The organism is Amycolatopsis sp. NPDC058278 (genome assembly GCF_042881395.1).
GTDB lineage: Bacteria > Actinomycetota > Actinomycetes > Mycobacteriales > Pseudonocardiaceae > Amycolatopsis.
Genome location: NZ_JBHVXZ010000049.1, coordinates 45,228 through 69,970 on the forward strand (window position 1 = coordinate 45,228; position 24,743 = coordinate 69,970).

General features: G+C 71.2%; 24 protein-coding genes. 7 read left to right on the forward strand and 17 right to left on the reverse strand.

All coding sequences use genetic code 11. The features are described from left to right. The first annotated feature begins 4 nt into the window (after nucleotides 1-4). Complete coding sequence (locus ACFVYA_RS25080; RefSeq protein ID WP_387048345.1) at nucleotides 5-1,300, forward strand: D-arabinono-1,4-lactone oxidase; 1,296 nt, start codon at nucleotides 5-7, stop codon at nucleotides 1,298-1,300. Here the strand turns inward: ACFVYA_RS25080 and ACFVYA_RS25085 are convergent. The 3 genes from ACFVYA_RS25085 to ACFVYA_RS25095 are packed head-to-tail and all read right to left on the reverse strand — an operon-like array spanning nucleotide 1,297 to nucleotide 3,577. Beyond that, nucleotides 1,297-2,244: a ribose-phosphate pyrophosphokinase gene (locus tag ACFVYA_RS25085; RefSeq protein WP_285987569.1), complete on the reverse strand. Its 948-nt coding sequence runs from the start codon at nucleotides 2,242-2,244 to the stop codon at nucleotides 1,297-1,299. The genes ACFVYA_RS25080 and ACFVYA_RS25085 overlap by 4 nt on opposite strands. After that, nucleotides 2,241-2,891, reverse strand: a complete 651-nt coding sequence (locus ACFVYA_RS25090; protein ID WP_387048346.1) for an SDR family oxidoreductase — start codon at nucleotides 2,889-2,891, stop codon at nucleotides 2,241-2,243. The genes ACFVYA_RS25085 and ACFVYA_RS25090 overlap by 4 nt, the downstream gene beginning before the upstream one ends. Before the next feature lie 32 nt (nucleotides 2,892-2,923). Then, complete coding sequence (locus ACFVYA_RS25095; protein ID WP_285987567.1) at nucleotides 2,924-3,577, reverse strand: hypothetical protein; 654 nt, start codon at nucleotides 3,575-3,577, stop codon at nucleotides 2,924-2,926. A gap of 422 nt (nucleotides 3,578-3,999) precedes the next feature. On the opposite strand from ACFVYA_RS25095, the gene ACFVYA_RS25100 reads away from it, so the two are divergent. Beyond that, nucleotides 4,000-5,070: an HpcH/HpaI aldolase/citrate lyase family protein gene (locus ACFVYA_RS25100; RefSeq protein ID WP_387048347.1), complete on the forward strand. Its 1,071-nt coding sequence runs from the start codon at nucleotides 4,000-4,002 to the stop codon at nucleotides 5,068-5,070. Beyond that, the gene (locus ACFVYA_RS25105; protein ID WP_387048349.1) at nucleotides 5,067-5,924 is read left to right on the forward strand and encodes an HpcH/HpaI aldolase/citrate lyase family protein; all 858 of its coding nucleotides are present in this window, start codon (nucleotides 5,067-5,069) and stop codon (nucleotides 5,922-5,924) included. Before ACFVYA_RS25100 ends, ACFVYA_RS25105 begins: the two co-directional genes overlap by 4 nt. Nucleotides 5,925-5,959: 35 nt before the next feature. Here ACFVYA_RS25105 and ACFVYA_RS25110 read toward each other — a convergent pair whose 3' ends face one another. From ACFVYA_RS25110 to ACFVYA_RS25155, 10 genes are all read right to left on the reverse strand, one after another. Further along, nucleotides 5,960-6,811 carry a CU044_5270 family protein gene (locus ACFVYA_RS25110; protein ID WP_387048350.1) on the reverse strand — a complete coding sequence of 284 codons (852 nt, stop codon included), beginning with the start codon at nucleotides 6,809-6,811 and terminating at the stop codon, nucleotides 5,960-5,962. Beyond that, nucleotides 6,804-7,325 (reverse strand): RNA polymerase sigma factor, encoded by a 522-nt coding sequence (locus ACFVYA_RS25115; RefSeq protein WP_387048351.1) that lies wholly within the window; start codon nucleotides 7,323-7,325, stop codon nucleotides 6,804-6,806. Before ACFVYA_RS25115 ends, ACFVYA_RS25110 begins: the two co-directional genes overlap by 8 nt. A gap of 79 nt (nucleotides 7,326-7,404) precedes the next feature. Continuing rightward, nucleotides 7,405-8,790 carry an amidase gene (locus tag ACFVYA_RS25120; RefSeq protein ID WP_387048353.1) on the reverse strand — a complete coding sequence of 462 codons (1,386 nt, stop codon included), beginning with the start codon at nucleotides 8,788-8,790 and terminating at the stop codon, nucleotides 7,405-7,407. Between the two features lie 9 nt (nucleotides 8,791-8,799). Beyond that, entirely contained in the window at nucleotides 8,800-9,555 is a 756-nt protein-coding gene (locus ACFVYA_RS25125; RefSeq protein WP_387048355.1) for an SDR family NAD(P)-dependent oxidoreductase, read from the reverse strand. Then, nucleotides 9,552-10,964: an aldehyde dehydrogenase family protein gene (locus tag ACFVYA_RS25130; protein ID WP_387048357.1), complete on the reverse strand. Its 1,413-nt coding sequence runs from the start codon at nucleotides 10,962-10,964 to the stop codon at nucleotides 9,552-9,554. Before ACFVYA_RS25130 ends, ACFVYA_RS25125 begins: the two co-directional genes overlap by 4 nt. Continuing rightward, nucleotides 10,957-11,730 carry an ABC transporter ATP-binding protein gene (locus ACFVYA_RS25135; protein ID WP_387048358.1) on the reverse strand — a complete coding sequence of 258 codons (774 nt, stop codon included), beginning with the start codon at nucleotides 11,728-11,730 and terminating at the stop codon, nucleotides 10,957-10,959. The genes ACFVYA_RS25130 and ACFVYA_RS25135 overlap by 8 nt, the downstream gene beginning before the upstream one ends. Next, nucleotides 11,727-12,458 carry an ATP-binding cassette domain-containing protein gene (locus tag ACFVYA_RS25140; protein WP_387048360.1) on the reverse strand — a complete coding sequence of 244 codons (732 nt, stop codon included), beginning with the start codon at nucleotides 12,456-12,458 and terminating at the stop codon, nucleotides 11,727-11,729. The genes ACFVYA_RS25135 and ACFVYA_RS25140 overlap by 4 nt, the downstream gene beginning before the upstream one ends. Continuing rightward, nucleotides 12,455-13,261, reverse strand: coding sequence for an ABC transporter permease (locus ACFVYA_RS25145; protein ID WP_387048362.1), 807 nt, complete (start codon nucleotides 13,259-13,261; stop codon nucleotides 12,455-12,457). The genes ACFVYA_RS25140 and ACFVYA_RS25145 overlap by 4 nt, the downstream gene beginning before the upstream one ends. Then, complete coding sequence (locus ACFVYA_RS25150) at nucleotides 13,261-14,205, reverse strand: ABC transporter permease (protein WP_387048363.1); 945 nt, start codon at nucleotides 14,203-14,205, stop codon at nucleotides 13,261-13,263. Before ACFVYA_RS25150 ends, ACFVYA_RS25145 begins: the two co-directional genes overlap by 1 nt. Then, nucleotides 14,202-15,692 (reverse strand): ABC transporter substrate-binding protein, encoded by a 1,491-nt coding sequence (locus ACFVYA_RS25155; RefSeq protein ID WP_387048364.1) that lies wholly within the window; start codon nucleotides 15,690-15,692, stop codon nucleotides 14,202-14,204. Before ACFVYA_RS25155 ends, ACFVYA_RS25150 begins: the two co-directional genes overlap by 4 nt. Before the next feature lie 66 nt (nucleotides 15,693-15,758). On the opposite strand from ACFVYA_RS25155, the gene ACFVYA_RS25160 reads away from it, so the two are divergent. Beyond that, complete coding sequence (locus ACFVYA_RS25160; RefSeq protein WP_387048366.1) at nucleotides 15,759-16,505, forward strand: FadR/GntR family transcriptional regulator; 747 nt, start codon at nucleotides 15,759-15,761, stop codon at nucleotides 16,503-16,505. A 10-nt stretch (nucleotides 16,506-16,515) separates the two neighbouring features. Further along, nucleotides 16,516-17,556, forward strand: coding sequence for a patatin-like phospholipase family protein (locus ACFVYA_RS25165; protein ID WP_387048368.1), 1,041 nt, complete (start codon nucleotides 16,516-16,518; stop codon nucleotides 17,554-17,556). Here ACFVYA_RS25165 and ACFVYA_RS25170 read toward each other — a convergent pair. The 4 genes from ACFVYA_RS25170 to ACFVYA_RS25185 form a co-directional block, all read right to left on the reverse strand. Continuing rightward, nucleotides 17,542-18,120 carry a class F sortase gene (locus ACFVYA_RS25170; protein ID WP_387048370.1) on the reverse strand — a complete coding sequence of 193 codons (579 nt, stop codon included), beginning with the start codon at nucleotides 18,118-18,120 and terminating at the stop codon, nucleotides 17,542-17,544. The genes ACFVYA_RS25165 and ACFVYA_RS25170 overlap by 15 nt on opposite strands. Next, complete coding sequence (locus ACFVYA_RS25175; RefSeq protein ID WP_387048371.1) at nucleotides 18,117-18,884, reverse strand: hypothetical protein; 768 nt, start codon at nucleotides 18,882-18,884, stop codon at nucleotides 18,117-18,119. The genes ACFVYA_RS25170 and ACFVYA_RS25175 overlap by 4 nt, the downstream gene beginning before the upstream one ends. A 61-nt stretch (nucleotides 18,885-18,945) precedes the next feature. Continuing rightward, nucleotides 18,946-19,986 (reverse strand): trans-sulfuration enzyme family protein, encoded by a 1,041-nt coding sequence (locus ACFVYA_RS25180; protein ID WP_387048373.1) that lies wholly within the window; start codon nucleotides 19,984-19,986, stop codon nucleotides 18,946-18,948. Between the two features lie 54 nt (nucleotides 19,987-20,040). Next, nucleotides 20,041-23,259, reverse strand: coding sequence for a penicillin acylase family protein (locus ACFVYA_RS25185; protein ID WP_387048375.1), 3,219 nt, complete (start codon nucleotides 23,257-23,259; stop codon nucleotides 20,041-20,043). Nucleotides 23,260-23,399: 140 nt separating this feature from the next. Here ACFVYA_RS25185 and ACFVYA_RS25190 point away from each other — a divergent pair, with 140 nt between their 5' ends. Together ACFVYA_RS25190 and ACFVYA_RS25195 are read left to right on the forward strand one after the other, a co-directional pair. Beyond that, entirely contained in the window at nucleotides 23,400-23,774 is a 375-nt protein-coding gene (locus ACFVYA_RS25190; protein WP_387048377.1) for an FKBP-type peptidyl-prolyl cis-trans isomerase, read from the forward strand. 150 nt (nucleotides 23,775-23,924) lie between these two features. Then, nucleotides 23,925-24,677 carry a trypsin-like serine protease gene (locus ACFVYA_RS25195; protein WP_285987547.1) on the forward strand — a complete coding sequence of 251 codons (753 nt, stop codon included), beginning with the start codon at nucleotides 23,925-23,927 and terminating at the stop codon, nucleotides 24,675-24,677. The last annotated feature ends 66 nt before the right edge of the window (nucleotides 24,678-24,743 follow it).

The window sequence follows — 24,743 nt, forward strand, 5'->3', positions numbered from 1 at the left end:
GCGCATGACCCGGTGGACCAACTGGGCGGGCACGGCGTCCGCCTCGCCGCAACACGTTCACCAGCCGCGCGACACGGCGGAGATCGCGGCGGCGGTCGAGAGCATCGCCGCGGCCGGCCGCACCGTGCGCCCCTGGGGCAGCGGGCACTCCTTCACCGCCATCGCCGCCGCCGACTCCGACGCACTCGACCTGCGCCACTGGACCGGCATCGAACGGGTGGACCTGGCGACCGGGCACGTCACCGTCCGCTCCGGCACCACGCTCCGGGAACTCAACGGCGCCCTCGACGCGCTCGGGCTGGCCATGACCAACCTCGGTGACATCGACGCGCAGACCATCGCCGGCGCGATTTCCACCGGCACCCACGGCACCGGCGCGAAGATCGGCGGCCTCGCCACGCAGGTCGTCGCGCTCGAACTCGTCCTCGCGGACGGCTCCGTCGTCACCTGCTCGGCCACAGAAAAGCCCGACCTCTTCGCCGCTGCCCGCGTCGGGCTCGGCGCGCTCGGCGTGATCACCACGGTGACGCTCGGGTGCGAACCGTCGTTCGTCCTGCGCGCGCAGGAACGGCCGGAGCCGCTGGAGCAGGTCCTCGAGGGCTTTCACGACTTCGCCGACGAAAACGAGCACTTCGAGTTCTACTGGTTCCCCTACGGCAAGAACGCCCTGGTCAAACGCAACAACCGGACCGAGACGCCGCAGCCGCTCAGCAAGGTCCGCGAGTTCGTCGATTACCGGATCATGGAGAACGTCGCCTTCGGCGGGCTCTGCCGGGCCGGGCGGCTCATGCCGAAGCTCGTGCCGTCGCTCGGCAGCTTCGCCTCCAACGTCCTGAGCGCGCGCGAGTACAGCGACCTTTCGCATCGCGTCTTCGTCACTGCGCGCAACGTCCGTTTCACCGAAACGGAATACGCTGTTCCACGTGAATCAGTGCTGGACGTGCTCGCCGAACTACGCGCCGTGGTGCCGACGCTGAAGGACCCGGTGATGTTCCCGGTCGAGGTGCGGGTCGCCGCCGCCGACGACATCTGGCTGTCGACCGCGCACGGCCGCGACTCCGCCTACATCGCCATCCACCAGTTCATCGGCATGCCCTACCGCGAGTACTTCAGCGCGTTCGAGAAGATCGCCGGCGCGGTCGGCGGCCGCCCGCACTGGGGCAAGATGCACGACCTCGACGCCGGCGTCCTCCGCTCGCGCTACCCGCACTTCGACGACTTCCTGCGCGTGCGCAAGGAAACCGACCCGAGCGGCGTCTTCAGCAACACCTACCTGGACCGGGTGCTGGGCCCGGCTTAGAAGAGCGCGGACACCGATTCGCCGTTGTGGATCCGGCGGATCGCCTCGGCCATCGCCGGCGCGATTGACAGGATCTTCAGCTTCTCGGTGCGTTCCTCCTCCGGCACCGGGACCGTGTTCGTGCAGACGATCTCCAGCACCTCCGGCCGGCTGCCGATGCGCTCGATGGCCTTCGCCGCGAACAGCCCGTGGGTGCAGGCGACCCGGATCGAGCGCGGCTCCAGCTCGGCCAGCCGGTCCAGCAGTTCGAGCACCGTGCTGCCCTTGGCGATCTCGTCGTCGAGCACGATCACGTCCCGGCCGGTGACCTCGCCGATCACCGAAGTGATCTGGACGCGGTCATCGGGGAAGCGTTCCTTCGCCCCGGCCGCGACCTGGACGCCGAGGAGCCGCGCGAAGTGCGACGCCTCCTTCGCGTTGCCCAGGTCGGGCGAGACGACCGTGGCGCGCGAAAGGTCGTACTGGCGGAAGTGCTTGGCCAGCTCCTGCAGCGCGTGCAGGTGATCCACCGGAACGCTGAAGAAGCCGTGGACCTGCGGCGAGTGCAGGGTCATGGCGAGCACGCGGCTCGCGCCAGCGGTCACCAGCAGGTCGGCGACCAGGCGACCGCCGATGGAGATGCGCGGCGCGTCCTTTTTGTCCGAGCGCGCGTAGGAGTAGTGCGGCATCACGGCGGTGATGCGGGACGCCGAGGCGCCGCGAGCCGCGTCGAGCATCAACAGCAGCTCGACCAGGTGCTCCTGCACCGGCTTGACCAGCGGCTGGATGATGAAGACGTCCCGCTCGCGGCAGTTCGCCTGCAGCTGCACCTCGAGGCAGTCGTTGGCGAACCGCTGGATCTCGACCGGCCGCAGCGGCACGCCGAGGTTGCTGCAGATCTCTTCGGCCAGCTCGGGGTGTGCGCTGCCGCTGAAGACGGCGATCTCTCTCGATGCCTCGTTCACAGTGCGGAGATCGCCTCGCCGATGGCGGTCTCGCCCGAGATCAGCGTCAGGGTGCGGCGCACCGCGGCGGGCGCCTCGAGCAGGCCGGCGAGCACCGCGGCGACGTCGTCGCGCGGGATCGGGCCGCGGTCGGTCTTCTCGGCGAGCAGGACCCGGCCGGTGCCGGGGTCGTCGGTGAGCTGACCGGGCCGGAGGATGGTCCAGTCGAGGTCGCGGGCCTTGAGGTCGTCCTCCGCCGCGCGCTTGGCGCGCAGGTAGTGCCGGAATTCCTCGGTGACGTCGGGGTTCTCCGGGTTGTCGGCCCCGATCGAGCCCACCTGAACGTGCCGGCGAACCCCGGCCCGCTCGGCCGCTTCGGCGAACAGCGCCGCGGCGCCACGGTCCACAGTGTCCTTGCGGGCGGTGCCGCTGCCCGGCCCGGCGCCGGCCGAGAAGACCGCCGCGTCGGCGCCCTTCAGCACCTCGGCGACGGCGTCCACATCGGAGTTCTCCAGGTCGAGCACGACGGGCCGGGCGCCGGCCGCTTCGAGGTCCGCCGCGTGGGCCGGGTTTCGGATGATACCGATCGCTTCGTCACCGCGCGCGGCGAGCAGCCGCTCGAGCCGCAGCGCGATCTGACCGTGTCCACCTGCAATGACGACTCGCATGAGCCGACCTTATCCCGGGGCGAACGAGCCCGTCAGTCGAGCGACGCGGGGACCTCGGCGGTGCGGAGCAGGTGGTCGTAGACCACCTCGTTGATCAGGCGGGAGACCGGGTCCTCGGCCAGCACGACGCGCTCGGTGCGGCCCTCGAGGTCGAGATCGACGACTGCGTTCGGGTCGGCGGTCACGACGGCGAGGCCGTACGCGCGGGCGCGCGGCAGGCAGTTGCCGACGTAGTCCTCGGTCAGCACGACCGGGGACGGGAGGACCATCGCGGCCTCGCCGTAGCGGGCGAACGGAACCGCGGAGGCCATCGCGGTGCGCCAGTGGCGCGCGACGGCCAGGACGCCGACGATCTCGGCGGCCGGGGCGGGGGCGGTTCCGGCCAGCTCCGGCCAGGTCCAGGTGTCGACGGTGGCGCGGTCGGCCACCGGGCCGGCACCCATCGCGATGCGTTCGGCGTGCACGTCGGTGCGGAGCTTGGCGACCACGCAGACCTTGCGGCCGAGGATCGTGGTCTCGGGGAGGACGACGCCGTTCCAGCCCAGCTGGGCGGCGGCAGCGCGGGCGAGCTCGTCGACGCTCGCGGGGAGCTCGATCGGCGGCACCACGCGGCTCGGCATCGACCGGCTGCGCTTCGCGCCACCGGCGACCGTCGAGCGCTCGGTGTTCTGAGGTGTAGCCGCCACGAGTCCGCCTCCTTCTAACCTGCACCGCTTCGTGACCGGGGGAAACCGGCACCTCACTTGTCTAACAGCGCGACGGCGCGGCGTCGCCGGGTAGTGCGAGTGGCTGCGATCGGCGGCGGCCAGCGGTCGATGACCGGTCGGTAGGCGGTCATCGGACTTCGGTCGAACGGTGCGGCCAACCGAGTGATCGCGGGGTGAGTGGCATTACGGTCCGGCTACGGCCGATTACCCGGGGCATGATCGGCCAAACCCGGCCCGGCTAGCCCATCCGGCGCAACCGCGGCAAAATCCACAGTGGACGCGGTCCGCTGAGCTGCGGATGTCCGCCGTCAACCGGCCGGCGGTGACTTGCGCCGCAGCGGTCCCGCGCGCGCGGGACTAAAGTTACCCACCAGTCACTTAGCCCCCGCCGTGGAGGACCGATGCGCTCCCCGAAGGACTTCTTCGCCCCGCTCGCCCTGGGCGCGCCCGCGCCCGTGCGGGAGATCCCGGTGACGCCGTCCCGGATGATCCACTTCTTCGACGCGGGCAACGAGAAGATGGCGGCGAAGGTGCCGGACATCGCGAAGAAGGTCGACGTCCTGCTCGGGAACCTCGAGGACGCCGTCCGCGCCGACCGCAAGGAGGCCGCTCGCGCCGGGCTGGTCGCGATCGCCAAGGCGAACGACTTCGGGAAGACGCAGCTGTGGACGCGCGTCAACAGCCTCGACTCGCCGTGGGTGCTCGACGACCTGGTCACGCTGGTCACCGAGATCGGCGACAAGCTCGACGTGATCATGGTGCCGAAGGTCGAGGGTGCGCAGGACATCCACTACGTCGACCGGCTGCTGGCCCAGCTCGAGGCGCGCGCCGGGCTGACGAAGCCGTTGCTGGTGCACGCCATCCTCGAGACGGCGAGCGGCGTGGCCAATGTGGAGGAGATCGCCGGCGCGAGCCCGCGCATGCAGGGCATCTCGCTCGGCCCGGCCGACCTGGCCGCGAGCCGCCGGATGAAGACGACCCGCGTCGGCGGCGGGCACCCCGGCTACCTCGTGCGGACCGACCCGGCCGGTGACGACCTGACCGCGGGCCGGACGACCTACCAGCAGGACCTCTGGCACTACACGGTCGCGCGGATGGTGGACGCGTGCGCGATGCACGGGATCCTGCCGTACTACGGGCCGTTCGGGGACATCCGCGACGTCGTCGCCTGCGAGGACCAGTTCCGCAACGCGTTCCTGCTCGGCTGCGTCGGCGCGTGGAGCCTGCACCCGGTGCAGATCGACATCGCGAAGAAGGTGTTCTCGCCGTCGCCGTCCGATGTGGCCTGGGCGCGCCGGGTGATCGCCGAGATGGGTGACGGCACGGGCGCGGTGATGATCGACGGGAAGATGCAGGACGACGCGTCGGTGAAGCAGTGCCGCGTGGTCGCCGAACTGGCCGACGCCCTCGCGGCGGACGACCCCGAACTCGCGGCCGCCTACGACGCGGCCACCAAGGAGACCCTCGGATGACCGAGCTGAAGCCCCGGCGCTCCGTCCTCTACATGCCCGGCGCGAACGAGCGCGCGCTGGAGAAGGCCAAGACGATCCCGGCGGACGCGCTGATCCTCGACCTCGAGGACGCCGTCTCCCCCGACGCCAAGGAAGCCGCACGCGAACGCGTGTGCGCAGCTGCCGGTGACTACGGCGACCGCGAGGTGACCATCCGGGTCAACGGGCTGGACACCGAGTGGCACGACGCCGACCTGCGCGCGGCCGCCTCGGCCGGGCCGGCCGCGGTGGTCGTGCCGAAGGTCAACTCCGCCGCCGAAGTGCACAACATCGAGCGCGCGCTGGAGCTGGGCGGGGCGCCGGACCACACGAAGATCTGGGCGATGGTCGAGACGCCGGTCGCGATGCTGCACGCGGAGGAGATCGCGGCCGCGTCCGAGCGGCTGACCGTGCTGGTGATGGGCACGAACGACCTGGCCAAGGAGCTGCACGCGGAGTTCGTCCCGGGCCGCGGCCCGCTGCTCGGCGGGCTCTCGCTGTGCCTGCTGGCCGCCCGCGCGACCGGCAAGGTGATCCTCGACGGCGTCTACAACGACGTGAAGGACCTGGAAGGCTTCGAAGCCGAGTGTGAGCAGGGCCGTCAGTACGGCTTCGACGGCAAGACGCTGATCCACCCGGCGCAGGTCGAGCCGTGCAACCGGATCTTCGCCCCGTCCGAAGCGGAGATCGACCGGTCGCGGCGGATCATCGAGGCCTTCAAGACAGCGCAGAAGGAAGGCCGCGGAGTGGTGACGGTTGATGGCCGGATGATCGAGAACCTGCACGTCGACAACGCGCGGCGGGTGCTGGCGCTGGCGGAGGCGGTCAAGAACTGACCCCGGTGGCCGGGCGCGCCCGGCCACCGTGCGGTTCACTTCGGCAGGTCGTCCGTCCACTCGGCACTGACCGCGTACGTGTCACCGTCGGAGTTCGTGGCCGGGGTGCCGTCCGCTTTCAGGAACACCGAAGACCCGTCCACCTTGCCGGTCTCCGGGTCGACGACCAGGCGGCCGCCGCCCGGCAGCTCGACGCCTTCGCCGCCCGGTACCGTGCCGAGCGCGTGGACTCCCGGGTAATCGGCGATCGCGCGGAACGCCGCTGCCCGGACCGCCGGTGGCGACGGCACGGTGGACACCAGCATGACCAGGGAGTCCAGCACCGCCATGTCCCGCTCCTTCGCGGGGTACTTGTTGTGGGCCAGCCCCTTCGCGAGCCACTCGCGCAGGGCCTTCGGGTCGGGGGGCAGCGCCAGGATCTCGCTGAGCGTGACCTCGGCGCCGGTCAGCCGGATCGGCCGGGGCCGGCTCGCCAGGACCGCCTTGCCGCCGGTCCTGGCGGTGCGGTACCACTCCTGCCCGTCGGTGGTGGTCCAGTACTCCCAGGCCTCGTTGCCCACCTTGGTCGTCGTGTGCCAGTACTTGCCGGTGCCGACCTGGGTGCGATCGGCGACGGTGGCCGCCGCCAGCAGGATCTGCCGGCCGGTGTCGACCGGGGCGACCGCCTGGGGCGAGGGCGCCGGAGCCGGGGTGGCGGGCAGGGTCGCCACCACCACCGCGGCCGCCGCCGCGACGGCGGCGAGCCCGGTGCCGATCGCCAACGGGCGGAAGCGGCGACGGGGCGCGCCGAGCATCCGGTTCTGGAGCCGGTGCCGGCTCCGGTCGACGACGTCCTGGGCGGGTTCGCCCGGCACCAGCGCGGCCCGCAGGGTCTGCAGGTCATTCATCGGAGGCCTCCTGGGAAAGAACGGGGTTGAGCTTCTTGCGGGCCCGGTTCAGCCGGGAGCCGACCGTGCCCGGGGAGATGCCGAGGGCCTCGGCGACTTCCGCGTAGCCGAGGTCGCCGAGCGCGACGAGCAGCAGGACATCGCGTTCCCCGGCGGACAGCCGCGACAACGCCTTCCCCACCCGCGCGGCCACGACCGAATCGACAACGCGGCTTTCGTGCCCTTCGGCGACTTCGCGCGGATCGAGCCGCGAGAGGGCGCGGTAGTACCGGGCCTCCTTGCGGCGGTGGCGGGACACCAGGTTCGTCGCGATGCCGAACAGCCAGGCGCGCACCTCACCGCGGTCGGCGTCGAACGTCTTCCGGCGGTCGAAGGCGACGAGGAACGTCTCGGCGGCGACGTCCTCCGCGGCCTGGGCACCGAGGCGGCCGGCGACGTAGCGGTAGATGTCCGCGAAGTAGCGGTCGTGCACGTCGGTGAACTGCTCGAGGCCGATCGCCGGGGCCGCCGTCATGGGGCTGCCTCTGTCATGGGGTTCCTTCCCGTCGGCGACAGTCACACCCCCACTTCGCCGAAGGGCCGGAACTTCTTCCCTACCCGATCGGCCAGGGCCGCTGCGGCGGGCGAAGCCGTTCGTACGCCGCGGCGGCGCGGAGGACGCCAACGTCGTCGAAGCGGCGGCCGGCGATCTGGAGGCCGATCGGCCGGCCGTCGTCGGTGTAACCGCAGTTCAGCGACACCGCCGGCTGGCCGGACATGTTGTACGGCACGGTGAACGCGATGTGCTCGAACGGGCGGGCCGGGTCGTTCGTCGGGGACGCCCACTCCGCGGGCGGCGCCGCGACCGGGCAGACCGGGGACAGGACGACGTCGAACGCCGAGGTCGCGCGCAGGGCCGCGACGCTCATCACGTCGATCTGGGCGAAGCCGCGGTAGACGGCCACCCCGGACGCTTCCGCACCACCCGCCGCCCAGTCGGCGATGTACGGCAGGACCTTCGCGCGGCGGTCCGGCGGCAGGGCGGCCAGGTCCGACCAGGCCCGCGTGCGCCAGAAGACGTCGAGGCCGTCGAGCATTTCGCGGGTGAGGAACGGCTCGACCGGCTCGACGACGGCGCCCGCGGCTTCGAAGGCCCGGGCCGCCGCGGTGACGGCGTCACGGATCGCCGGGTCCACCGGGAGGCCGGGGCCGGACTCGAGCTGCAGGCCGACGCGCAGGCCGCTCACCGGGAGAGCCGGCGAAGACCAGTCGAGCTCCGACGGCGGCAGGCACAGGTGGTCACGCGGGTCCGGACGCGAGAGCACGCTCATCAGCAACGCCGTGTCGGCGACCGTGCGGGTCATCGGGCCGGCGACGCGGCCCAGGAACGGCGGGTCGACCGGGACCCGGCCGAAGCTCGGCTTCAGCCCGGTCAGGCCGCACCAGCCCGCGGGCAGCCGGATCGAGCCGCCGATGTCGGTGCCGACGTGCAGCGGGCCGTACCCCGCGGCGGCCGCGGCGCCCGCGCCCGCGCTGGACCCGCCGGGGGTGGCCGAGGGCTGCCACGGGTTGCGGGCCGTCGTGTGGAGGCTCGACAGCCCGGACGTCAGCATCCCGTAGTCCGGCATGGTCGTCTTGGCCAGCAGGACGGCACCGGATTCCCGGACCCGCGCGGCCGCCGGGGCGTCCTCGGCGGCCGGGACCAGCGCGGTCGCCGCCGTGCCCAGCGGCACCGGCGTGCCGCGGGTCGCGATGTTCTCCTTGAGCGTCAGCGGAACGCCGTCGATCGGGCCCAGCGGTTCACCGGACGCCCAGCGCGCTTCGGACGCCTTCGCTTCATCGCGAGCGCCTGAAGGGTCGTACGCGTACAACGCGTGCAACTCGGGCTCTCGCGCTTCGATGCGCGCGAGAACGGCTTCGGCCACCTCGACCGGCGAGAGCGTCTTCGCGCGGTACTGCGCGACGAGCTCGACGGCGGTCAGGTCAGGCAGCTCGGTCATGAGCGCTCCTCACGAGGCAGGCGGGTCGAAGCGGCCGTCGACGGCGGTCCAGCCACCGTCGACGGCCAGCACCGAGCCCGTCACGAACGACGAAGCATCCGAAGCGAGGTACACGACGGCGCCGGCGAGCTCGTCCGGACGCGCCCAGCGGCCCAGCGCGCTCTTCGCGGCGTACGCGTCGTACCACTCGGGGTTCGCCTTGATCTGCGCGGTCAGCGGGGTCTCCACGACGCCGGGCGCGATCGCGTTCACCCGGACACCGGCCGGGCCGAACTCGGCCGCCGCCGTCCGGAACAGCTGGACCAGGCCCGCTTTCGTCGCCGCGTAAGGGCCCTGGCCGGGCTCGACGGTCGTGCCGCGGATCGACGAGAAGCCGATGATGCTGCCCTGCCCGCGCGCGACCATGCCGGCGCCGAAGACGCGGACGACCTCGAACGTCACGCCGAGGTTCAGCGCGATGACGCGGTCGAACTCCTCGCGCGTGTAGTCGAGGAGGCGTTTGCGGACGTTCGTCGCGGCGGTCAGCACAACGATGTCCTGGGGGCCGAGGTCCGTCGCCGCGCGGTCGATCGCGCCGGGTTCGAGCAAGTCGATCTCGTACGCCTCGCCGACGCCGGCCTCGCGTGCGGCTTCGAGGTCGCGATCGGCGCACACCACGTCGGCGCCGTGCGCGGCCAGCGCCCGCGCGGCTTCGCGGCCGATGCCGCCGGCGCCGAGCACGACGGCTCGCCGTCCGTCGAGCCGGAACAACGTCGAGTAGTTCACGGGCGCAGCACCGCCATCCTGGTCACGGTCAGCTCTTCGACGGCGAACCGCGGCCCTTCGCGGCCGATGCCGGAGTCCTTCACGCCGCCGTAGGGCATGGTGTCCGAGCGGAAGCCAGGCACCTCATTGACCACGACCCCGCCGACCTCCAGCTCATCCAGTGCGCGAAACGCCGTTTTCAGGGACTTGCTGTAGACGCTGGCGTGGAGCCCGTAGCGGGAGGCGTTCACCGCGGCGAAGGCCTCGTCCACATCGGACACCGTGCGCACGCAGACGACCGGGCCGAAGATCTCCTCGTCCCAGGCTTCGACGCCGTCCGGGACGTCGAGGAGGACGGTCGGCCGCAGCACCGTGCCGTCGACACCCCCGCCGACCCGGCGGCCGCCGGCCTTCTCGATCCAGGCGGCGACGCGGGCGGTGGAAGCCGGGTCGATCAGCGCGGACACCCGTGTCTTCTCGTCCCGCGGGTCGCCGATGACGACCTCGTCCAGCCGCGCGAGCAGCCGTTCGGTGAATTCCCCGGCGACCAGCGCGACGACCAGGACCCGCTGCACCGAGATGCAGGCCTGGCCGGACGCGTAGAACCCGCCGCGCAACACGGCGTCCACGGCCGCGTCGAGGTCGGCGTCGGGCGCGACCACGAGCGCCGCGTTCGAACCCAGCTCCAGCAGGGTCTTCGTCGGCGCCGCGTCCCGCGCGATGCGGTGGCCGACCGCGGCCGAGCCGGTGAACGAGACCGCGCCGATGCGGCGGTCGGTGGTCAGCGCGGCGCCCACGGCCGCGTCCCCGGTGACCAGCTGGACCATGGCGGGCACGGACGCGAGCGAACGCACGAGATGGACCAGCCGGAGCGTGGCCAGCGGCGTCTGGGGCGCGGGCTTGACGATCACCGGGCAGCCGGCGGCGATCGCGGGCGCGATCTTGTGCGACGCGAGCAGCAGCGGGTAGTTGAAGCCCGCGATGCCGACGACGACGCCGATCGGCTTGCGCTTCCAGAACCCGACCAGCCCGTCGCCCGAGGGCAGGAGGTCCAGCGGCACGGTTTCGCCGTGCAGCCGGGACACCTCTTCGGCGGCGGCTTCCCAGGTGACGATCGTGCGCGCGACCTCGACGCGGCAGTCGACCAGGGGTTTCCCGGTCTCGAGGACGAGGAGGTTCTCGAACTCCTCGCGGCGAGCCCGGATCGCCGCGGCGACGTCGTTGAGCAGTGAACGTCGAACCCGCGAAGGCAGCGAAGCCACTTCGCGCGCGACAGCGACAGCTTCGTCCACTGCGCGAGTCGCCAGCTCAGGCGTACCGACGGGCGCGGTCCCGACGAAGCTCCCGTCGTAAGGGAAAACGATTTCTTCGGCATCCACAGTGGACACCCAGCCGTCGCCGATCGGCAGGCCGTCCGGGTACTCAGGCATCGTCACCTCCGCGCAGCCGGGCCAGTTCCGCGCGCAGGTTCGGCGCGGCTTCGAGAAGTTCCCGCGTGTACTCGTGCCGGGGTGCGCCGTAGACCTGCTCGACGTCGCCGAGTTCGACGATCTCGCCGCGGCGCATCACCGCGACCCGGTCGCAGACGTGCCGGACGACACCGAGGTCGTGCGACACGAAGATCAGCGTCAGCGCGAACTGCTCGACGAGCGAGCCGAGCAGGTCGAGGATCTGGCCGCGCACGGAGACGTCGAGCGCACTCACGGGTTCGTCGGCGATCAGCACGCTCGGGTTCGGCGCCAGCGCGCGGGCGATCGAAATCCGCTGCCGCTGGCCGCCGGAGAATTGGTGCGGGTAGCGCTGGGCCGCGTCGGCGGGCAGACCGACGGCGGCGAGCAGTTCGGCGACGCGGTCGGGTTCCCGGCGGCCCATGGGTTCGGAAACGATGTCGCGCACGCGCATCCGCGGGTCGAGCGAGCCCATCGGGTCCTGGAAGACGATCTGCAGTTCCGAGCGCAGGAAACCGAGGCGGCGTTCCGGCAGGTTGTCGATGCGCTTGCCCTGGAACGAGACCGTGCCCGCGGTCGGCTTGTCGAGCGCCGCCAGCAGCCGGACCAGTGTGGACTTCCCGGAGCCGGACTCGCCGACGATGCCGAACCGCTGTCCCGCCTCCACGTCGAAGCTGACTCCGCGCAGGGCGTGGACGTCCCGGCGGGCGTAGCGGCGTTCGAGGTCGCGGACTTCGATGATGGTCATCGCCGGGCCTCCAGGTCCGAGGCCGCCAGGAGCTTCCGCGTGTACTCGTGCTTCGGCTGCGTCAGCACTTCGCGCGTCGAGCCCGCTTCGACGATCTCGCCGTCCAGCATCACCAGCACGCGCTCGCACACCGAAGCCACGACGGCGAGGTCGTGCGTGATGAACAGCAACGCGCTTTCGGCCGGCAGCGACGTCTTGATCAGCGAAAGGATCTGGGCCTGCACGGTGACGTCGAGTGCGGTGGTCGGCTCGTCGCAGATCAGCAGCGACGGCTCGTTCGCCAGCGCCATCGCGAGCACGACCCGCTGCCGCTGCCCGCCGGACAGCTGGTGCGGGTACGCGCGGGCGGTGCCCGGCAGGCCCACCGCGGACAACAGGTCTTCGGCGCGGTGACGGCGTCCGTGGAGGCGGCCGGGCTCGGTGACCTGGCGGCCGACGCGCATGGCCGGGTTCAACGCCGTCATCGGTTCCTGGAACACCATGGCCAGCTCGTCGCCGCGCAGCCTCGACAAGTCCCTTTCGGACATTCCCAGCAGCTCCCGGTCCTGCAGGCGCACCGAACCGGACGCGGGCAGCTCCTCGGGCAGCAGGCCCATGATCGCCAGCGCCGTCAGCGACTTCCCGGACCCGGACTCGCCGATCAGGCCGACGCGCTCACCGGCGCCGATCTCGAAGGAGACGTCACGAACCAGCGTGGAGACACTGAGGCCGCGCACCGAGAGCGTCATACGCGGGCCGCCAATCGGGGATCCAGGCGGTCACGGAGGCCGTCGCCGAGGAGGTTGAAGCCGAGGACGGCGACGGCGATCGCGATGCCCGGCACCAGCGCCAGCCGCGGCTGCACGGTCAGCAGTTCCTGCGATTCCTGCAGCATCCGGCCCCACGACGGCGTCGGCGGCCGCGTGCCGAAACCGAGGAACGACAACGCCGCTTCGGCGAGCACGGCGATCGCGAACGACACCGAGGCCTGCACGATCAGCAGGCCGGAGATGTTCGGCAGCACGTGCCGCAGCGCGATGGCCGGCCGCGACCGTCCGCCCGCGCGGGCCGCGAGCACGAATTCGGTGCTCATCACCTGCAGCGTGCCGGAGCGGGCGATCCGCGCGAACGACGGGATGGTGGCGATGCCGATCGCGACCATCGCGGTCAGCGTGTCCGCCCCGAACACCGCACCGAACATGATGGCCAGCAGCAGCGCGGGGAACGCGAGCACGAGGTCGTTGACCCGCATGACGAACTCGCCGAGCCACCGCGGGGACATCCCGGCCAGGATGCCCAGCGGCGTGCCGATGACCGCGGCGATCCCGACGGCGACGACCCCGACGTACAACGTCGTGCGCGCGCCGACCATGAGCTGGCTCAGCAGGTCGCGCCCGAACTTGTCGGTGCCGAACCAGTGGGAGCCGGTGAAGCCGAGCAGCCGGTGGGCCGCGTCGACCTTCACCGGGTCGAACGGCGTCCACGCGAACGACAGCAGCGCGGCCAGCACCACCAGGCCGACGAGCACCGAGCCGACAACCAGATTGCGCATCACGAACCCCGCAATCTCGGGTCGAGCACGGTGTAGAGGACGTCGACGACGAAGTTGACCAGCAGCACGCCGGCCACCAGCACGAGCACGATGCCCTGCACGGTCAGCAGGTCACGGGAACCGACGGCGTCCAGCAGCATCGAGCCCAGACCCGGCAGCACGAACACGCGCTCGACGACGACCGCGCCGATCAGCAGCGTCGCGAGCTGGAGGCCGAGCACGGTGACCACGGGCACCGACGCGTTGCGCAGGCCGTGGCGCACCAAGGCCTGCCCGGGCCGCAGACCCTTGGACCGCGCGGTGCGCAGGTAGTCCTGGCCGAGCGTGTCGAGCACCGCCGACCGGACATAGCGGGTGAGCACCGCACCCTGCACCAATCCCAAGGACAGCGCGGGGAGGATCAGGCCGCGGAAGAACTCGCCGAAGTTCTGATCCGGTGGTGTCCACCCGCCGGATGGCAGCCAGCTCAGCTGCACGGCGAAGATCTGGACGAGGATGATCCCGGCGAGGAACGCGGGGATCGCGACGCCGATCTGCGACAGGCCCGAGACGCTCGCCCCCGCCGCCTTCCGGTGCTTGACCGCGGCGAACGTCCCGGCCGGCACGGCGATCACCAGCGCCACCAGCATGCCCGCGCCGACCAGCCACAGCGTCACGCCGAAGCGGTCGAGCAGCTGCGGGCCGATCGCGTCCCGCGTCACGTACGAACGGCCGAAGTCGCCGTGCAGCACGCCCCCGATCCAGTCGAAGTATTGCGTGACCAGCGGCCGGTCGATGCCGAACTCCGCGCGGGTCTTGGCGAGCAGCTCCGGCGTCGCGTTGACGCCGAGCGCGACCTGCGCCGGGTCGCCCGGCAGCACGGCCATGAACAGGAACACCACGATCGACGCGACCAGCACGCTGACCACGAAGATCGCCACCCGGCGCAGCACCCTGGCCGTCATCGCGGCGCCAGCCCGGTGAGGTCGAAGGACTCGCTGACCTGGTTCTGGACGAACCCGCCGACCTTGGTCTTCGCGACGATGACGTTCGGGAACAGGAACAGCCAGTCCGCGGCCGCGTCGGTGTTCAGCTGCCGCGCCACCTGCTTCATGTCCGCCACCTGCTGCTCGGGGGTGCCGCTGTCGGCCTCGGCGAGCAGCTGCTGGACGCGCTTGCTGTCGTAGCCCCAGTAGTACTTCGGCTTCGCGAACGTCGTGATGTCGCGCGCTTCGACGTGCTGGATGATCGACAGGTCGTAGTCGTGGTCGGTGAACACCTGCTTGAGCCACACCGCCGGGAAGTCGAGGGGTTCGATCGCGGTCCGCACCCCGACGTCGGCGAGCTGCGATTGGACGACCTGCGCCGCCGACACCGCGTACGGCAGGTTCGGGATCCGCAGCCGGAGGTTCAGGTTCGCCGCGCCGGCTTCGGACAGCAACGCCTTGGCGCGCGCGGGATCGAACGGATGGACGTTCGCCAGGTCCTCGTACCAGGGGTCCGTCGGCGGGACCATGCTGCCGATCAAGGTGCCGCGGCCCGCCCACGCCGTGTCGAGCAGCGCCTTCCGGTCGATCGCGTACGTCAGGGCCTGGCGCACGCGGACGTCGTTCAGCGGCGGCCGGGCGTTGTTCATGGCCAGCGTGACTTCGGAGTTCGTCGTGCCCTGGACGACCTGGAACCGGTCGTCGGCCTGGAACTGCGGGATCGAGTCGGGCGCGGTGATCGCGGAGATGACGTCGATGCCGTTGCTGAACAACGCGTTGTTCAGCGCGGTCGGGTCCTTGATGTACTTGAGGACGACCGTGCCGTACGCCGGTTTCCGGCCCCAGTAGCCCGGATTCGCCTTCAGCACCACGGAGTCGCCGCGCTTGCGCGCCGCCACGGCGTACGGCCCGGTGCCGATGGGCTTGTTCGCCAGGTCGGCCACGCCGGTGGGGCTGAACATCGCGCCGAGCCGGCTGGTGAGGCTGAACAGCCAGCCGTTGGACGGCTTCGAGAGCACGACCCGCGCGTGGTCCGGCGCCACGACGTCGACGTGGTCGATGACGTCCATGTTCGCCTTGATCGAGATCGTCCAGTCGGTCTTCACCCGCAGGAGCGAGAACTTGACGTCCTCGGCGGTGAAGGGTGCGCCGTTGCTGAACTTGACGCCCGGCTGGAGCTGGAAGTCGTAGGTGCGCCGGTCCGGGCTGATCGTCCACGACTTCGCGAGCAGCGGCACCACGCGGCCCTGCGCGTCGAGCTTCACCAGGCCTTCGTAGACGTTGTAGAGCAGTGCCTGCGGAATGGCGGCGCCGTCGGTGCGGGTGAAGTCGAAGTTCGCCGGCTCCGCCGTGAAGCCGACGGAAAGGGTGTCCGGACCAGCGGAAACGCTCGCCGACGAACCGGCCGAGCAGCCGGCCACCACGAGCAGCAGCGCCGCTGCCGCCAGGGGAAGTCGGGCTTTCATTCGGCCTCCAGGTGGGTACACTGGTCTGACCAGTAGCCTGCACGCGACGGACGTCGAGGTCAAGGGATGCGGTTCGAACCGGTGGCTCCGGTCCGCGCGTACGAGCGGGTCGTCGAGCAGATCGAGCAGGCCGTGGTCAGCGGCGCGCTCAAGCCGGGGGAACGGCTGCCGAGCGAGCGGGAGCTGATGACGCAGTTCGGCGTCGGCCGCTCGACGGTCCGGGAAGCCCTGCGGGTTCTGCAGGCGGCCGAAATGATCCGGTCCCGGCCCGGCGACCCGCGCGGCCCGGAGGTGCTGGCCGCGTCACCCGCCGCGTTGCACCGCTCGATGCACCGGCTCGCGCGCGCCGACCACGTCGGGCTCGCCGAACTGCTGCAGTTCCGGATGATCCTCGACGGCTCGGCGCACCTGCTCGCCGCCGAGCTCCGCACCGAAGCCGACCTGACCGGCCTCGACGCGGCACTGGAATCGATGCGCGAAGGCGTCTCGCGCGGTTACGCCGAGTTCAGCCGCGCCGACGTCGCCTTCCACGAGGTCATCGCGCGCATCTCCCGGAATCCGCTGCTGGTCGTCAGCGAAGAAGTCGCCCGCGGGGTCGTGCTGGAACTGATCGAGGACAAGCTCGAGCACGCCAGCAACCGGATGTCGCTGATGCGCACCTGGCTCGTCCACCACGCCGAGGTGCTCGACGCGATCCGCGCGGCCGACGGCGCCGGCGCGGCGCAGCTGGCCAAACAGGCGTTGTACGACAACTACGCCGAATACGTCCCCGCCGGGCAACGGCCGCTGCTCGCGCCGCTGCTGCGGTCCTAGACTCGGCGGCGTGGACGCGGCGAAACGAGACGGGGTCGGGCTCGCGCTGTCCGGCGGTGGTTACCGGGCGATGCTCTTCCACGCCGGGGCGCTCTGGCGGCTCAACGAACTCGGCTGGCTGCCGAAGCTGACCACCGTCTCCAGCGTGTCGGGCGGGTCGATCGCGGCCGGCGTGCTCGCGCACGCGTGGCACAGGCTGTACTTCGGCGACGACGGCGTCGCCGAGAACTTCGGCAAGGAAGTCGTGCAGCCGCTGCGGAAACTCGCGCGCACGAACCTCGACGTGCCGGTGACGTTGAAGGCGATGTGCATCCCGTGGCGCAGTGCCGGCGAGGAACTCGCGCGCCGCTACGCGAAGCACCTCTTCGGCGACTGCTGCCTCGCGGACCTCGACCCGGCCGGACCGCACTTCGTGTTCACCGCGACCAGCCTGCAGGACGGCTCGCTGTGGTGGTTCTTCCGGCAGCCGGGCCCGCACGGGCGGATTTCCCTGGCCACCGCGGTCGCGGCGTCGTCGGCGTTCCCGCCGGTGCTCTCGCCGGTGGTGATACCCGATCCGCACCAGGCCGGCCGCAAGATCGTGCTCAGCGACGCGGGCGTGTACGACAACCTCGGCCTCGACCCGATCGAGAACCAGCGGGCGACCGTCCTGGTCAGCGACGCGGGCAAGAAGATGAAGCACGAGGACCGGCCGAGGCACAACTGGCCGATGCAGCTGCTGCGCGTGCTGACCGTGATGGACAACCAGGTCCGCGAACTGCGCACGGGTTCGCTGCTCAAGTCCTATGAGGACAAGGCGTACGCCGGGACGTACTGGGCGACCTACAGCAACATCGAACACTTCGAACTGCCGGACGCCCTGCCGGCCCCGGTCGAGCAGACCCGGAAACTCGCCGAGACCAAGACCCGGCTGACCAGGATGTCCGAGACGACGCAGGACCAGCTGATCAACTGGGGTTATGCGGTCTGCGACGCGGGCATGCGGCGCTGGGTCTGCCCCGGGACCGGGCTCAAGCCGGAATTCCCGTACCCGGGCTCAGGCGTCGGCTAGGTTCGCGTAGACGACGATGTTGTCCTGGTAGCTGTGCTCGGCGTGGTCGAACGCGCCACCGCAGGTGATCAGCCGCAGTTCCGGTTTGTCGCTGTTGCCGTAGACGGCGTCCTTCGGGAACGTGTCCTTCGGGACCTGGGTGACCCGGTCGACGACGAACTTCAGCTTCCGGCCGTCGCTGCGGTCGATGTCGACCTCGTCGCCGGGCACGAGGTCCTTGAGCTTGAAGAAGATGCCCGGTTTCTTGTCGCCGTCGACGTGGCCGAGCACGACCGCCGGGCCGACGTCGCCGGGGACCGGCGAAAGCTTGTACCAGGCCGCCTGCATCGGGGTGCGCACCGACGGGACGGAGATCGAACCGTCGGGCTTCACGGCGACGGCCAGCAGGCTGGACTCCGCGCCGATCTTCGGGATCTTCACCGACGTCGGGCGAAGTCCCTTGAACGGCACGGTCACCGGCACCGGCGCGGGAGCGGGCGCCGCGGCCTTCGGCGGCTCGGTCGTACCGCACCCGGCCAGGGCCAGCACCAGGGCGAGCGCCGCGCCCGCCCGGCGGACCGTCACCAGGCCGTGCCGCCGAAGCCGGTCTCGACCCCGCCCTTGGGCGCGACCTTGACCTGGGCCTTCGGGGCGGCGTTGCCGGCGGGCGTGGTGCTGGTCGTGGTGGTGCTGGGCGCCGTGGTGAGGGGCGCGGTGCTCGACGACGGCGCACTGGACGACGGCGTGCTCGTGCCGGTGCTCGTGGCCGTCACGGTCGAGGTCGGCGGCTGCTGCTCCTGCTCGAACTCGACGGTGCCGTTGCCCTCGACGCCGGCGCAGGTCCAGCTGAACTTGGCGGTCGTGGTGCCCGCGGGGGCGTCGGCGACGCGCACCGAGTAGTTCCACAGCCGGCCGTCGGCCTCGTCCTGGTCCGGGCCGCCGGTGACGCTCAGGTACTGGGTCGCGACCTCGCCCGGCTTGCCGGCGGCACAGGCGATGACGAGGACTCCCTCGCCGCCGAGGCCGATGAAGCCGTGCCCGGTGTTGTCCTGGTAGTCGTCCTTCGGCGGCTCGGTCGTTTCCGGCGCCGAAGACGTGGTCTTCGGGGTCGTGGTGGTCGTGACGTGGCTGGAGCTCGGAGCCGCACTGGTGGTGCCGGTGGTCGTGACCGGTGCCGTGGTCTCCGTCGAAGTCGGCGCCGTGGTGGTCGTCGTCTCCGACGGGCTCGTGGTCGTGGTCGTCTCGGGAGTGGTGGTCTCGTCCTGCGCCAGCGCGGCGGGCGCGGCGGCGAAGGTGATCAGCGCACCGGCGGACACGATCCCCGCGACCCGGCTCAACGTTCTACCCACGGTTACTCCCAACGGCGGTGGATCTACGACGTCGCGACTATCGACGATTCACCCGTCCGCGTTACTCCAGGAGGGCTAACGCGAGGTCGCGCCACAGGTCATCGGGGTCTTCCAGGCCGACGCTGAACCGGATCAGCCCGGCCGGGACGCGCTCCTCGCCCGCCAGCCACGCCCGCCGCTCGACCAGACTCTCGACGCCACCGAGGCTCGTCGCCGAGCGGATCAGCCGGACCGACGCGCAGAAGCGGTCGGCTGTCTCGGCGTCGGCCAGGTCGAAGGAGACCATCATCCCGAAGCCCGGGTAGCGCACCCGCCGCACCGCGGGGTGCCCGGCGAGCCGCTCCGCCAGCAGCGCGGCGGTGCGGGACTGTTCCGCGAGCCGGACGGGCATGGTCCGCAGCCCGCGCAGGGCGAGCCAGGCTTCCAGCGCGCCCGGCGTCGACCCGACCCGCGTCCGCGCGCCCCGCAGCTCGGCCGCGACGGCCGGGTCCTTGGCCACGGTGATGCCCAGCAGCAGGTCGGAGTGCCCGCCGATGAGCTTGGTCGCGCTGTGCACGACGACGTCCGCGCCCAGCTCGAGCGGCCGCTGCTGCAACGGCGTCGCGAAGGTGTTGTCGACGACGACCCGGCCGCGCGCGGCCGCCGCGATCGTCTCGATGGCCATCACGTCGAGGGTCGGGTTGGTCGGCGACTCCAGCCAGACCAGGTCGGCCGTCGCGGCCTCGGCCACCCAGGCTTCGGTGTCGGTGGGTTCGAGCTCGGTGACGGCGAGCTTGCCGAGCTTCTGCGCGTGCGCCAGCACCCCGCGCGTGACGGCGTAGCTGAACGTCGGGACGGCGACCCGCGACCCGACCGGCAGCAGGTCCAGCACCGCGGACAGGGTGGCGACCCCGGACGCGAACGCCGTCGCGTGGCCGCCTTCCAGCGCCCCGACGGCTTCCTCGAGCGCGTGCCAGGTCGGCGTCCCGTCGCCGCGCGCGTACACGAAATCGCCACCGGCCTGGTACGTGCTGGTGGCGACGAGCGGGGTGTTCAGCGGCTCGCCGGGACCGTGCGGCCGGCCGGCGGCGATGGCCTTCGTGCGGGGCGTCCAGTCGTCCATCCGCCCACGATAAGGGGAGGCCGGGGCACCCAGCCGCGAGTGCCCCGGCCGGGTTCAGTGCGCGTAGACCTCGAATTCGTACAGCGAGTAGCCGTACTTGGTGCCGCGCTGGACGCCCTGCAGCTTGACGAACCGGGCCGGGGTCGCGGCGAACGCGAGGTTGTCCTGCCCGCCGTCGCCGTCGGTCACCACGGCCGCGTCCGTCCAGTTCACGCCGTCCGGCGAGAGCTGGATCCGGTAGCCCTTGCCGTACGCGGACTCCCAGCTGAGCATCACCCGCGAAACCTGCTGGACCGAGCCGAGGTCGACGGTGATCGCCTGGTCGTCGCTCCAGTCGCTGGCCCAGCGGGTCGAGGCGTTCCCGTCGATCGCGTTGGACGCCGGCGAGGGGTAGAAGCCGGTCTCGGCGCTGGTGGCGCTGACCGTCTTCGTCGCCGCCAGGTTCGCGACGTTGTCCCCGCGGTGCGCGGCGTACTCGACGACCTGCTGGAACGTCGGGCGGTTCTGCCAGCTGATCTTGTCCTGCGTGATGCCGCCGAGCGGGTTGTGCACGATCGTGTCGGCACACCACTGGTCACCGGCCGAGCAGGACGCGTCACCGGGGTAGACGGTGTTCGCGGGCTGGCCGGCGGCGGTGGTCAGCGAGTCGACGAGCGCCTGGCGGCACGCGGTGACGTCGCCGTTCCCGCAGAACGTCTGCCCGAGCGGGCCCGCCACCGGCTGGCCGAGCACCTGGCGGATGTCCTTGCTGACGTAACCCCACCAGCCGTACTGGAACGACGAACCCTTGTGGGGCTGGCCGGTGTGCTGGCCGTTGCCGTTCTGGAAGCCGGACGGGCTTTCGTTGATGCCGAGCACGCTGGTCATCGCGTTGTAGGCGTTGTCGCCCATGCCCGGCTTGAACTCGGCCTGGACCAGCAGCGGCCACCAGGCGTCGAAGATGCGGATCGCGTCGGCGTCCGCGTACGCCTTGCTGCCCGGCGAGGTCTCCGTGCGCAGCTGGCCGTGGGACAGCCACGTCTTGAGCTTCGCCTCGGCGTCCGCCGCCGCACCGGTGGCCGGTGCCTTGTCGAGCACCTGCAGCAGCAGCGGCAGCACGCGCTCGGCCCGCAGGTCGGCCAGCGCCGCCTCCGACATCGCCTGGGTCAGGTTGACCCGGGTGACCTTGGTGCCGCTGCTGATCAGCTTCTTCACCCGCGAGTCGAGCAGGTCGACGCGGTGCACGGCCGACTTGTCCGCCCCGGCCGCGGCGTAGCCGTTGGCCTGGGAGTTGTTCCAGCTGACGTAGTAGTCCTGGTTGACCGACTGCGGGTGCTGCGACGCCGGCGTGTAGTTCGCCAGGTTGCCCGCCGGGTTCCAGCCTGCCCAGTCGTGGCCCTGGTCGCCCCACACCGGCATGTTCGGGTCCACGTTGGACTGCCGGACCGGGTTGGCCCCGGAGTTGAAGTAGGCGATGTCCTTGGAGTCGGCGTAGAACCAGTTGAACGTGAAGTTGATGTCCTGCGCGGCCCGCTGGAAGTCCGCCGCGGACTTGACGAAGGTCGGGTCGTTCAGCTCCTGGAAGCCGATCAGCGAGTCGACCTCGTGGAAGTAGGACGACCGCAGTGCCGTGTACGCCACCGGCTTGCCGCCGACGGTCGCCCGGCTCTGCACCGGCCCGTACTTGGTGCGGTAGCTGCGCAGCGTGTACGAGCCCGCCGCGGTCCCGTCGGCCACCGTCGGCTTCCAGGCGTTCTTGATCTCCACCGTGTCCATCGGGACGCACTTGCCCTGGTAGGTGTAGTAGTTCGAGTCCTTCGTCGGCGCGTTGCCGCTCGGGTCGCACAACTGCAGCGCGTAGGTGTCGATGATGTCCTGCGCCGACGTCGTCGCGCTCCACGAGTAGTCCTGGCCGCGGCCGAGGAGCACGTAAAGGCTCAGGCCGGCGAACGCCGCACCGCGCGCGCTGATGCCCGGGCCCTGCAGTTCCTGCAGCATCAGCAGCTGCGGGGCGAAGTAGCCGGTCTGCGGGCCGAACACCGCGACCGGGTGGCCGCTGGCGGTCTTGGCGCCGGAGACGAGCAGCGCGTTGGACATGCCGTGCTTCTCGCTCAGCATGTTCCCCGGCAGCACGCCGTTCTCGAACATGCCGCGAGCGGGCTCCTGCTCGGCGGGCGCGGCGACGTCCACAGTGGACGGCGTCGCGGTGGACGCCGAGCCGGTCTTGTCGAACACCACGGGTTGCGGCGTCACCGAGTTCTTGTCCGGCATGGCCTGCCCGACCGCGTTGGCCGGCGTCTTGCCGTACGGGAAGGTCTGGCCGTCGTGCAGCGTCTTGACGGCTTCGGGGTCGTCCTCGGCGCGCAGGCTCTGCCACACCTTCTCGCCCTGGACGACGCCGTACTTTTCCTGCATCGCGAGCTTCGCGATGGCGTTCTGCACCTCGCCGCCGCCACCCGCGCCGAACTCGGCGCCGACCAGCGAGGCGAGCGCGACCAGGTCGGTCAGCTTGAACGGGTCGATCGACCCGGCGTTGGTGATCGAGTCGATGTGCCCGGTCAGCACGTACTCGCCCGGGAAGTACCGGCCGCTGTACGAATCGCTGATGTACTTGTTGATGCCGTCCACGTAGGCCTGCGCATCGGCGAGTCCCTGTGCGCCACGCGGGCCGCTGGCCGCGGTGCGGTCGATCTGCGCCTGCAGCTCGGCTTCGGTGTACGGCGCGTTGGAGAAGAACTGCTGCTCGAGCTCGCGGTTGGATGCGGCGCCACCGGCGAACGGCGAGAGCTGCCCGCGGGCGGCGTGCCGCAGCACGTCCATCAGCCACAGCCGGTCCTGCCCGGCCGCGTAGCCGGCGCCGAACTCGGTGCCGGCGCGGGTCGTCCCGGTGATGTGCGGGACGCCGAGGGCCTTGTCCCGCACGATCGTGACGTCCGCCCGCGGCTTCGTCGTGCTCGCCACCTGGTCGGCCGGGACGCCGAACGAGGAGTCGTTGAAGTACTGGTTGATCGCGCTGGTGGTCAGCGTCTTGTAGCCGTTGGCCAGCGAGGAGTACTTCCCGAGCTGGTCGGCCGAGTGCGCCGGGCGGGTGCCGAGCAGCTTGTGCGCCAGGATTTCCGCGAGGGTGGCGCTGCCCTGTTCGCCGGGCGGGAGGATGTCGCTGCACTGCCCCCCGCAGTAGTCGTCGGGCGACACGGCTGCCTGGGCAGCCGGCGCGGTGACGGCGACCTGGGTCAGTCCGGCCACGAGGGCCCCCAGTGCCGTTACGGTCAGGGCGCGGATGCGACGTCGCATGCCGGGCTCCCCTCAGTCCAGAAAAGTGACGAAGCGCACGCTACCCAGCAGTAGGCTAAGTGTGAAGACTTTTCGCGTTTTTCCCCTCCTTGGGCGTAGTCCGATCGGCGCAGCCTCCGGGCCGTCGGTACGGTGAGCCCATGACCTTGGAAAAGCCCCTCATCGACCCCCCGGACGGACCCGCGCCGGCCGAACTCGAGATCACCGACCTCACCGTCGGTGACGGCGCGGAGGCCACGGCGGGCAAGACCGTCACCGTGCACTACGTCGGTGTCGCGCACTCGACCGGCGAAGAGTTCGACGCGTCCTGGAACCGCGGCGAGCCGCTGCGGTTCGGTCTCGGCGCCGGCCAGGTCATCTCCGGCTGGGACCAGGGTGTCGCGGGGATGAAGATCGGCGGCCGCCGCAAGCTGGTGATCCCGCCGCACCTGGGCTACGGCGACCGCGGCGCGGGCGGCGTGATCAAGCCCGGCGAGACGCTCATCTTCGTCGTCGACCTGGTCGGCGTGAACTAGCTTCCCCCCATTTCCGGCAAACCGGCCCCGGCGCACCGCGCCGGGGCCGGTTTTTGCTCCAAGCAGCGCCTTTCCGGCCCGCGAGCCGTCGCTACCCTCGGGAGTGATCACCGGCACTCACCGCCGGTGCACGACAAGGGGGATCCACCGATGCGCGTTCGCGCTGTGCTTTCCGCTGCCCTTCTGACGTTGGCCGCCGGGCTCGCCACCGCGCCACCGGCTTCGGCCGTGGCCAACGGCGCCGACGTTCCGGCGGGCCAGTTCGGCTTCGCCGCGAAACTCACCATGACGGACATCCCGAAGCCCAACGGCACGAAGTACAACAGCGCGTGCTCCGGCGCGCTGATCGCCGCGCAGTGGATCATCACCGCGGGTCACTGCTTCCACGACGCCAACCGCAACCGCGTCTCCGGGCCGGTGCCGTACCCGACGTCCGTGCTGCTCGGCACGGTCGACCAGGGCACGCCCGGGGTGACGCGCAACGTCGTCACCGTCTACCAGGCGAGCGCCAACGACATCGCGATCGCCACCCTCGACGCGGACGTCACCGGCATCACACCGCTGACGGTCAACCGGGTGACGCCGTCGGCCGGCCAGCTGCTGACCCTCGCCGGCTGGGGCAGCCTCACCTCGGTCAACCCGGCCCCCTCAACGAAGCTGCAGCAAGGCACCGTGCAGGTCGGCCAGGTCGGCACCGCGACGCTCGGTGTCCAGGGCGTCGCCCCGACGTCGACGACGAGCGCCTGCGTGTACGACTCGGGCGCGCCGTACTTCGTCGCGGGTGGCTCCGGCGGGCAGCTGGTGTCGGTCGAGTCGAGCGGCCCGGACTGCCCGCACCACCAGCTCGAGACCACCTCCCGCGTGGACGTCGTCGCGGACTGGATCGCCGCGCACACCGGCTGACCGGAGCCGGGGGGGGGGCCCGGGGGGGACGGGGGTGGGGCGGCGCGGGGGGGACCCCCCCCCCGC

Coding starts and splice junctions, on each gene's coding strand:
- ACFVYA_RS25080 (WP_387048345.1), top strand. CDS start 5: ATGACCCGGTGGACCAACTGGGCGGGCACGGCGTCCGCCTCGCCGCAA.
- ACFVYA_RS25090 (WP_387048346.1), bottom strand. CDS start 2,891: ATGCGAGTCGTCATTGCAGGTGGACACGGTCAGATCGCGCTGCGGCTC.
- ACFVYA_RS25100 (WP_387048347.1), top strand. CDS start 4,000: ATGCGCTCCCCGAAGGACTTCTTCGCCCCGCTCGCCCTGGGCGCGCCC.
- ACFVYA_RS25105 (WP_387048349.1), top strand. CDS start 5,067: ATGACCGAGCTGAAGCCCCGGCGCTCCGTCCTCTACATGCCCGGCGCG.
- ACFVYA_RS25110 (WP_387048350.1), bottom strand. CDS start 6,811: ATGAATGACCTGCAGACCCTGCGGGCCGCGCTGGTGCCGGGCGAACCC.
- ACFVYA_RS25115 (WP_387048351.1), bottom strand. CDS start 7,325: ATGACGGCGGCCCCGGCGATCGGCCTCGAGCAGTTCACCGACGTGCAC.
- ACFVYA_RS25120 (WP_387048353.1), bottom strand. CDS start 8,790: ATGACCGAGCTGCCTGACCTGACCGCCGTCGAGCTCGTCGCGCAGTAC.
- ACFVYA_RS25130 (WP_387048357.1), bottom strand. CDS start 10,964: ATGCCTGAGTACCCGGACGGCCTGCCGATCGGCGACGGCTGGGTGTCC.
- ACFVYA_RS25135 (WP_387048358.1), bottom strand. CDS start 11,730: ATGACCATCATCGAAGTCCGCGACCTCGAACGCCGCTACGCCCGCCGG.
- ACFVYA_RS25140 (WP_387048360.1), bottom strand. CDS start 12,458: ATGACGCTCTCGGTGCGCGGCCTCAGTGTCTCCACGCTGGTTCGTGAC.
- ACFVYA_RS25145 (WP_387048362.1), bottom strand. CDS start 13,261: ATGCGCAATCTGGTTGTCGGCTCGGTGCTCGTCGGCCTGGTGGTGCTG.
- ACFVYA_RS25150 (WP_387048363.1), bottom strand. CDS start 14,205: ATGACGGCCAGGGTGCTGCGCCGGGTGGCGATCTTCGTGGTCAGCGTG.
- ACFVYA_RS25155 (WP_387048364.1), bottom strand. CDS start 15,692: ATGAAAGCCCGACTTCCCCTGGCGGCAGCGGCGCTGCTGCTCGTGGTG.
- ACFVYA_RS25160 (WP_387048366.1), top strand. CDS start 15,759: ATGCGGTTCGAACCGGTGGCTCCGGTCCGCGCGTACGAGCGGGTCGTC.
- ACFVYA_RS25180 (WP_387048373.1), bottom strand. CDS start 19,986: ATGGACGACTGGACGCCCCGCACGAAGGCCATCGCCGCCGGCCGGCCG.
- ACFVYA_RS25185 (WP_387048375.1), bottom strand. CDS start 23,259: ATGCGACGTCGCATCCGCGCCCTGACCGTAACGGCACTGGGGGCCCTC.
- ACFVYA_RS25190 (WP_387048377.1), top strand. CDS start 23,400: ATGACCTTGGAAAAGCCCCTCATCGACCCCCCGGACGGACCCGCGCCG.
- ACFVYA_RS25195 (WP_285987547.1), top strand. CDS start 23,925: ATGCGCGTTCGCGCTGTGCTTTCCGCTGCCCTTCTGACGTTGGCCGCC.